This is a genomic window from Micromonospora sp. LOL_015 (assembly GCF_048060275.1).
GTDB lineage: Bacteria > Actinomycetota > Actinomycetes > Mycobacteriales > Micromonosporaceae > Micromonospora_E.
Genome location: NZ_JBHMIO010000089.1, coordinates 1 through 7,908, shown reverse-complemented (window position 1 = coordinate 7,908; position 7,908 = coordinate 1). Strand labels below are relative to the sequence as shown.

The following is a 7,908-nucleotide window of genomic DNA, read 5'->3' as shown; positions in this document are numbered from 1 at the left end:
GTCATACCGAGCCGGGCGACCGAGCAGTCCCCGGCTGGGGACGATCAAAAAGGTAACGGGGTCAACGTCATGCTGAGCCCGTACTCCTTCGTGCTCCTGAGCAAGTTCCGGGCGCTGGCGCCGGACGGGCGTTGCAAGACCTTCGACGCCTCGGCCGACGGGTACGGCCGCGGCGACGGAGCCGGCATCGTCGTACTCAAGCGGCTCGCCGACGCCCATCGCGACGGCGACACGGTGATGGCGGTGATCCGGGGCTCGGCGGTGGCCCACGACGGGCGCAGCAGCGGGCTGACGGTGCCGAATCCAGCCTCGCAGCGCAAGGTGGTCGAGGCCGCGCTCCGAGCGGCCCGCCTCGAACCGGCCGAGATCGACTACGTCGAGGCGCACGGCACGGGCACCGCCCTCGGCGATCCCATCGAACTTCGTGCCCTGGACGCGGTGCTCGGTGGGAGCCGGCCGGCGGGCTCGCGGCTGCTGGTCGGATCCGTCAAGACCAACATCGGCCACCTGGAGGCGGCCGCCGGCATCGCCGGCCTTCTCAAGCTCGTGTTGGCCCTGCAACGCCGAGCGGTGCCGCCGCAACTGCACTTCCAGGAGCCGAACCCGAACGTCGACTGGGACCGGCTGCGGGTCACGGTCGCCGACGAACTCCTTCCGTGGCCCGCCCGTGGGGCGATCCGGGCCGGTGGAATCAGCAGCTTCGGGCGAGCGGAACGAACGCACACGTGATCGTGACGGATGCGCCACCCGCGCCGAACCAAACGGGGACCGGTGCCGCACGGCGGTCGGCCGACGTGTTGACCATCTCCGCCCGCAGCCAGCCCGCGCTGCGTGCGCTGGCGGTGGCGTACCGCGATCAGCTCCGTCGGCAGCCGTCGGGCCCGATCCGGGATCTCTGCGGCACGTCCCGGACCGGCCGCGCGCGCATGAGCTTCGGGCTCGCCGTCGAGGGAGGTACGGCGCAGGATCTGGCCGACGCGCTCGAAAGCTACGTCAGCGGCAGCCGGAGCGACATGGTCACTGCCGTGGAGGCGGTCCCGCACCGCCGCCGGAAGCTGGCCTGGCTCTTCACCGGGCAGGGGGCACAGTACAGCCGGATGGGACAGGACCTGCGAGGCGAGCCGGCGTACCGGGAGGCGCTCGACGAGGTGGCCACGCTGGCGGACCCCCTGCTGGACCGTCCCCTGCTCGACATCCTGGAGTTACCCGAGGGCCCCGACTCACCACTGGACCAGACACGTTACACGCAGCCGTCGATCTTCGCGGTGGAGTACGCCCTGGCTCGGCTCTGGCAGTCGTGGGGGATCCGCCCGGACGCCGTCCTCGGGCACAGCGTCGGCGAGATCACCGCGGCGTGCGTGGCCGGCGTCCTCACCCTGCCCGACGCCGTCCGGCTGGTCGTCGAACGAGGCCGCCTCATGCAGTCGCTGCCGCCCGGCGGAGTGATGGCGACGGTGGTCTGCGACGAGGCCCGCGCGAGGCGGGCGATCGGGGACCGTACCGGCGAGGTGGCCGTGGCCGCGGTGAACGGTCCCGCCGACACGGTCATTGCCGGAGCGGCCCCGGCCGTGGCGGACATCGTCGCCGAACTGTTGGAGGAGGGCATCAAGGCGCGGTACCTGCGGGTCTCGCACGCGTTCCACTCGCCGCTGCTGCACCCCGTCCTGCCCGGCCTCGCCGCGGTGGCCGAGCGCCTGACGCACCACGCGCCGGAACTGCGTCTGATCTCCAACGTCACCGGCGAGGACTGGTCGGAGCGGCAGGGCACTCCCCGGTACTGGGTGGAGCACGCCGCCGCGCCGGTCCGGTTCGCCGACGGTATCCGTACCCTGCACGAGAGCGGCGTCGAAACGTTCCTCGATGTCGGCCCCGCGCCCGTCCTGCTCGGCCTGGCGGCGCGTACGGTCGACGACCCCCGCTGCCTGTGGATTCCGTCCCTGCGGCGCGGGCGGGACGCCACCGCGCAGATGGTCAGCGCGGCCGGCGCGCTGCACCTGCGGGGCATGTCCTTGGACTGGCGTGCCTTCGACGGGCCGGACGCTCCGCGCCGGGTGCCCCTGCCCACCTACCCGTGGGAGGGAGAGCGCTACTGGTTCGAACAGGGACAGCCCGACGAGCGGGTGATACCCGCCGTCGATGCTCCCGCGACCCGGCTGCCAGGGCCGGTCCCCGTCTACCGGCTGCGCGAACTCCCGCACCTGGCGGACCTTGTGGAGCTGTCGGCGCGCGCGATGGAGGAGGTCACCGGCTTCGGATGGACGGCAGTCGAGGAGGCCGAGGCCTTCGTCGCCGGCGATCAGCGACGTGACTGGTACCTGAGCCTGGAGAGGGTGGAGGGCGACCGCGCCGAGTTCGTGTGCCGGGGGCGTACGCCGGTGGAGGAGGTCGCCGGCGCGCCGTGGACGGTGGCCGCCCGTGGAGTGCTGCGTCGGGCCGTGCCGCTGCCCGACGAGGCGCCGGAGGCGGGCAAACGGCGCGACGTGCGTCCCGGCGCGGGCCCCGGCGGCCTGGTCCGCGAGGCCGTCTCGCTCGTCGCGGGCAACGACGAGCCGGTACGTCGGCTCGCGGGCCTGACGTGGACCCCGCACCGGGCGGCCGCGACCATCGAGTCGGACGACGCGGGTGCTCTGGTCTTCCGGGCGGAGGACGGCACGGTGGTGGGGGCCCTGCGCGAGGTGCACGTCGATTCGCCGGTCGAGCGGGAACCGGCCGCGCCTTGGCGGGACCCGGGGGAGATCCTCTTCGACCTGCGGTGGCATCCCGTCGAGCCGCCGGGCAGCGCCGCCGACGCGGGCGGCGGCTGGCTGCTGGTGTCGGACGGCGACGGGCTGGCCGAGGACGTGGCCGCCGTGCTGCGCGGTCGTGGCGCGCCGTGCCTCGTCGAGCACTCCGTCGAGGCCGCCCTCGACCGCCTGGGGGACTCCGCGCATGTCGTGCTGCTCACCGGGGTGAACGCTCCCGACCTGAGCACGGCGGAGGCCGCCGAACTTGTGGAGTTCCGGGACCGGGTGGAACTCGGCGCGATCCGGCTGGTGCAAGCGCTGCGTGAGCGACCCCGTGCTGTCCCCACGCGGGTGCATCTGGTCACCCGGGGAGCGGTGGCCGCCGTGCCCGAGCAGCGGCTGCACGCCGCCGCGGCGTCCCCGCTGTGGGGTCTGGGGCGGGTTGTCGCGCTGGAGCACCCGGAGTTGTGGGGTGGCGCCGTCGACCTGGATCCGGACGCGCCGATCGACGCCGCGCTGCTCGCCTCGGCGCTCGGCGGGCAGCCGGCGGAGGACCAGTTGGCCATCCGTGGTGGAAGTACCCTCGGGGCCCGTCTCGTGCGCCGCGACCTCGCGCCGTCCGGGCGTGACCGCAGGGCTGACGTCCGGGCGGATGCGACGTACCTGGTCACCGGCGGGTTCGGCGGCATCGGTTCGACGATCGCGACCTGGCTGGCCGAGCAGGGCGCAGGTGGAATCGTCCTGGCGAGCCGGACGCCGATCTCGGACGCCCCGGCGGACCGCTCGCGCACGAAGCTCGTGAGTGAGCTGCGGGCCCGGGGCGTCGAGGTGGAGGCCGTGGCGCTCGACGTCTCGGATGTCGACGCGGTCGGCCGTCTCGTCCGCAGGCTGGCCGGTGGACCTCGCCGCCTGCGGGGTGTCATCCATGCCGCCGGTGTGTCGCGTCCGCAGTTGCTGCGCGAGGTGAACCGCGACGGGTACGACGCGGCGTGGCGTCCGAAGGTGCTCGGCACCTTCGCCCTGCACCGCGCGACGGTCGATCACCCTCTCGACTTCATGCTCGGGTTCTCCTCGATCGCGGGCGTCTGGGGTTCTCGCTTCCTGGCGAGCTACGCGGCGGGAAACGCGTTCCTGGACGGGCTGGCGCACCACCGCCGCAGCCTCGGCCACGCGGGGCTGAGCATCGACTGGGGACAGTGGGATCTCGGCTCGAATCTGTACGGATCCGACGTCCGCGACTTTCTGGCCGGCACCGGACTCCAGCCTCTCGCGCCGGGCCAGTGCCTGCGTCTGCTCGGCGCGCTGCTCGCCGGCGACGACGTGCAGCGGGTCGTCTGTGCGGCGGACTGGACGAAGTACAAGGCGGTCCTCGAGTCGAGGACGGTACGGCCGATGCTCGCCTTGGTGGACGACGGCGCGCGGGTGACCACCGGTGGCGACGGCGGCACCCCGTTGCGGGACCGGGTCGTCGCAGCCGAGCCGTCGCGGCGGCGGGAGCTGGTCGCTGCGTACCTCCGTGACGAGTTGGCGCAGATCATGCGCCTGGATCGACAGACGTTGGACGGCCCGTTCAACCTCCTCGAGATGGGCATCGACTCGCTGATGGTGATGGAGCTCATCAGCCGCATCCGGCAGGACGTGGGAGTCGACTTCACCAGTCGGGACTTCTTCGCCACGGATGCGGGGTCATGGGACGAGTTCGTCCTCGACGCCATCTCGGCATCCAGCCCCGACGCGGACCTCGACGACTGAGACACAGGTGCAACTCGATCTTCAGGAGGTGGAGGCAATGACATTCGATGTGGCCATCCTCGGCAGTGGGATGGCGGGCTCGATCCTGGCGGCGGTGCTTGCGCGCAACGGTGTGAAGGTGGTGCTGATCGACGCGGGGACCCATCCGAGGTTCGCGGTCGGCGAGTCGACCATCCCCTACACGTCGGCGATGACGCGGATCATCGCCGATCGGTACGACGTCCCCGAGATCAAGCCGTTGGCGTCCTTCGCGGGAATCCAGAAGCGGATCTCCCACAACTCCGGGATCAAGCAGAACTTCGGGTTCGTCTACCACCGTGAGGGACAACTGCAGAACCCGGAGGAGATCAACCAGCTGGTCATCCCGGCAGCGCTACGCACCGAGTCGCACCTGTTCCGCCAGGACGTCGACGCGTACCTCTACGCGGTCGCCGTCAGGTACGGGGCCCGGCCCATGCCGGGGACCCGGGTGCGTGAGGTCGACATCGACCCCGACCGGGGCGTCACGCTGCACACCGACGACGGCCGGCAGGTACGGGCCAGTTACGTCGTCGATGCCAGCGGCCACCAGTCACCCATCGCCGATCAGTACGGCCTGAGGGAGACGCCACCTCGCGCCCGGCACCACTCGCGCAGTCTGTTCACGCACATGGTCGGAGTCCGGCCATTCGACCGGTCACCCACCGCCCGGCTGCACCGTCAGCCGAGCCCGTGGCACAACGGCACGCTGCACCACGTGTTCGACGGGGGCTGGATCTGGGTGATCCCGTTCGACAACCACCGGGAGTCGACCAACCCGCTGTGCAGCGTCGGCCTGACCCTGGACCCGCGCCGATTCCCCAAGGACGACCGCACGCCGCAGCAGGACTTCGACGACTTCCTGCAGCGGTTCCCGGAGATCGCCTGGCAGTTCCGCGACGCCGTCGCCGTACGGCCGTGGGTGTCCACCAACCGCCTGCAGTACTCGGTGAAGCAGGTGGTCGGTGACCGGTACTGTCTCACCTCGCACGCGGCGGGATTCATCGACGCTCTCTACTCCCGAGGGCTGACGAACTCGCTCGACGTCGTCAACGCGCTCGCCTGGCGGCTGATCATGTCCGCACGCGACGGCGTCTGGTCCACCGAGCGGTACGACTACCTCGAATCGCTGCAGCAGGGGCTGTTCGACGTGCACGACGATCTCGCCTACAGCTCGTTCGTGGCATTCCGCGACTACCGGCTCTGGAATGCGACGTACCGGACCTGGAAGATCGGCGCCGTGCTCGGCACGATGGTGCTGGAGAACGCGTACTTCTCGTATCTGCGAAGCGGAGACGACGGGATCTTCCGCGAGCTGGAGCAAATTCGCCATCCGGGTTCACCCTTTCCGGTGAGCGAGCAGTTCAACCAGCTCGGCCCGTTCACCCGCGACATCTGCATGTCCGTCGAGCAGGGGGCCGTCACGCCGGAGGCGGCGGCCGACCGCCTGTTCAACCGGCTGCGTGACGCCGACTTCATCCCGCCGGTCTTCAACCTCGCCGATCCGGCGAACCACTGGTTCCACGCCACGCCGCCCAAGATGCTCGGCGCGGTGCTGTGGAGCCGGTCCCAGGCGCCGCCGGAGGTTGGGCGGACCATTCGCGGCGCCATCGGCGGTTTCGCGCGTTCGCGTCTCCGCCCGCACTGACGACCACCGCCGTACGTCCGTTGGCAGTTCCCGATTCGTGCTGGAGAGGATCTCGTGCGACAGAGTCAGTTGGAAAAAGAGACCTACGACGTAGCGATCCTTGGCTCAGGGGTGGCGGGCTCTCTGCTCGGTGCCATCCTGGCCCGACACGGGGCGAAGGTCCTGCTGCTCGATGCGGCGTCGCATCCCCGCTTCGCGATCGGTGAGTCCACCATTCCGTACACGTTGCTGTACCTGCGGACGCTGGCCGACCGGTACGACGTGCCGGAGATCAAGGCGCTGGCCACCTTCACGCAGACCCGCAAGACACTTGGTGAACGATTCGGGGTGAAACGTCACTTCGGCTTCCTCCTGCACCACGAGGGCCAGCCGCAGAACCCCCGCGAGACCAACGAGTTCAATACGCCGAAGAACCTGCTGAACGAGGCGGCCCACCTGTTCCGGCAGGACACGGACTCGTACCTCTTCCACGTCGCGGTCAAGTACGGGTGCAAGTTCCGGCAGAACTTCCCGGTCAGCGACGTCGACTTCGACGGCTCGGGAGTCACCCTGACCGGCTGCGACGCCCAGTACCGGGCCCGGTACGTCGTCGATGCCAGCGGTTTCCGTTCTCCGTTGGCCGAGAAGCTGCAGTTGCGGGAGAACCCGACCCGGCTCAAGCACCACTCCCGGTCGATCTGGAACCACATGCTGGAGGTCACCCCGACCGACGAGCTGTTTCAGCATAGTCCCGCGAACCGACCCCCGGTCCCGTGGTACGAGGGGACGGTCCACCACATGTTCGAGCGGGGCTGGGCGTGGGTGATCGCCTTCGACAACAACAAGTGGTCGACGAACCCGTTGTGCAGTGTCGGCATCACTGTCGACCCGCGTCGGTACCCGAAGCCGGAGGATCTGACCCCCGAGGAGGACTTCTACCGCTTGGCGGCGCCGTATCCCGACATCGCCCGGCAGTTCGAGACCGGCAAGCCCGTCCGGGAATGGGTGTCCACCTCGCGCCTGCAGTACTCGTCCACCCACTGTTCGGGAGAGCGGTGGTTCCTCCTCTCCCACGCGGCGGGGTTCATCGATCCGCTGTTCTCCCGAGGTCTGTCGAACACCGCGGAGTCCGTCAACGCTCTCGCGTGGCGGCTGCTGGCGGCGGTGCGCGACGACGACTTCTCCCTCGACCGATTCGAGTTCGTGGACCGGCTGCAACAGCGCCTCTTCGACTACAACGACTCGCTGGTCAACGCGGCGTTCATATCCTGGTGCGACTACGACCTGTGGACCGCGGTCTTCCGGTTCTGGGCCTGGGGGGCCAATGCCGGCTGTTACCAGATCCAACGTGCCCTGACCCGATTCGCGCAGGACGAGGACGATCGGCACTTCAAAGAGTTGGAGGACGTGCCGCATCTCGGCCACTACTGGGGCTTCAACGACGGCTTCGCCAAGGCGTACGACAGCATGGTCGAGCAGGTCGACGCCGTCGAGGCCGGGCGGGCGGACGCCACCGGCGTCGCCCACGACCTCTACGGGCAGATCGAGGCGGCGGACTTCTGGCCGAAGGGCTTCGGGTTCGCCGAGCGCGACATCCGGTTCATCAGCCCGAACCCGAAGACGTTCCTCCGCATGGCTCGCTGGGCGCGCACCGAAGCCGATCCTGAGCTCGGCCGGCTGATGCTCGAAACCGGCCGTGAGGCCATCAAGTCCCGCGTGCTCAAGGGCCACTGACCTAAACTTTGGTCGTTTTGTTGGCAATACTGCTGGTTTTGGGCTGGGTGCGGG

At 69.9% G+C, this 7,908-nt stretch carries 4 protein-coding genes; all 4 read left to right on the top strand.

Features of this window, described 5'->3' with window-relative positions; genetic code table 11:
- Positions 1 to 729 (top strand): polyketide synthase (locus ACFHWU_RS28280; protein ID WP_416592182.1); only part of this gene is annotated, 729 nt, incomplete at its 5' end.
- Between the two features lie 65 nt (positions 730 to 794).
- Positions 795 to 4,475 (top strand): SDR family NAD(P)-dependent oxidoreductase, encoded by a 3,681-nt coding sequence (locus ACFHWU_RS28275; RefSeq protein WP_416592181.1) that lies wholly within the window; start codon positions 795 to 797, stop codon positions 4,473 to 4,475.
- A gap of 37 nt (positions 4,476 to 4,512) precedes the next feature.
- Positions 4,513 to 6,141, top strand: a complete 1,629-nt coding sequence (locus ACFHWU_RS28270; protein WP_416592180.1) for an NAD(P)/FAD-dependent oxidoreductase — start codon at positions 4,513 to 4,515, stop codon at positions 6,139 to 6,141.
- 54 nt (positions 6,142 to 6,195) lie between these two features.
- Complete coding sequence (locus ACFHWU_RS28265; RefSeq protein WP_416592179.1) at positions 6,196 to 7,854, top strand: NAD(P)/FAD-dependent oxidoreductase; 1,659 nt, start codon at positions 6,196 to 6,198, stop codon at positions 7,852 to 7,854.
- Positions 7,855 to 7,908: the final 54 nt, after the last annotated feature.

Coding starts and splice junctions, on each gene's coding strand:
- ACFHWU_RS28270 (WP_416592180.1), top strand. CDS start 4,513: ATGACATTCGATGTGGCCATCCTCGGCAGTGGGATGGCGGGCTCGATC.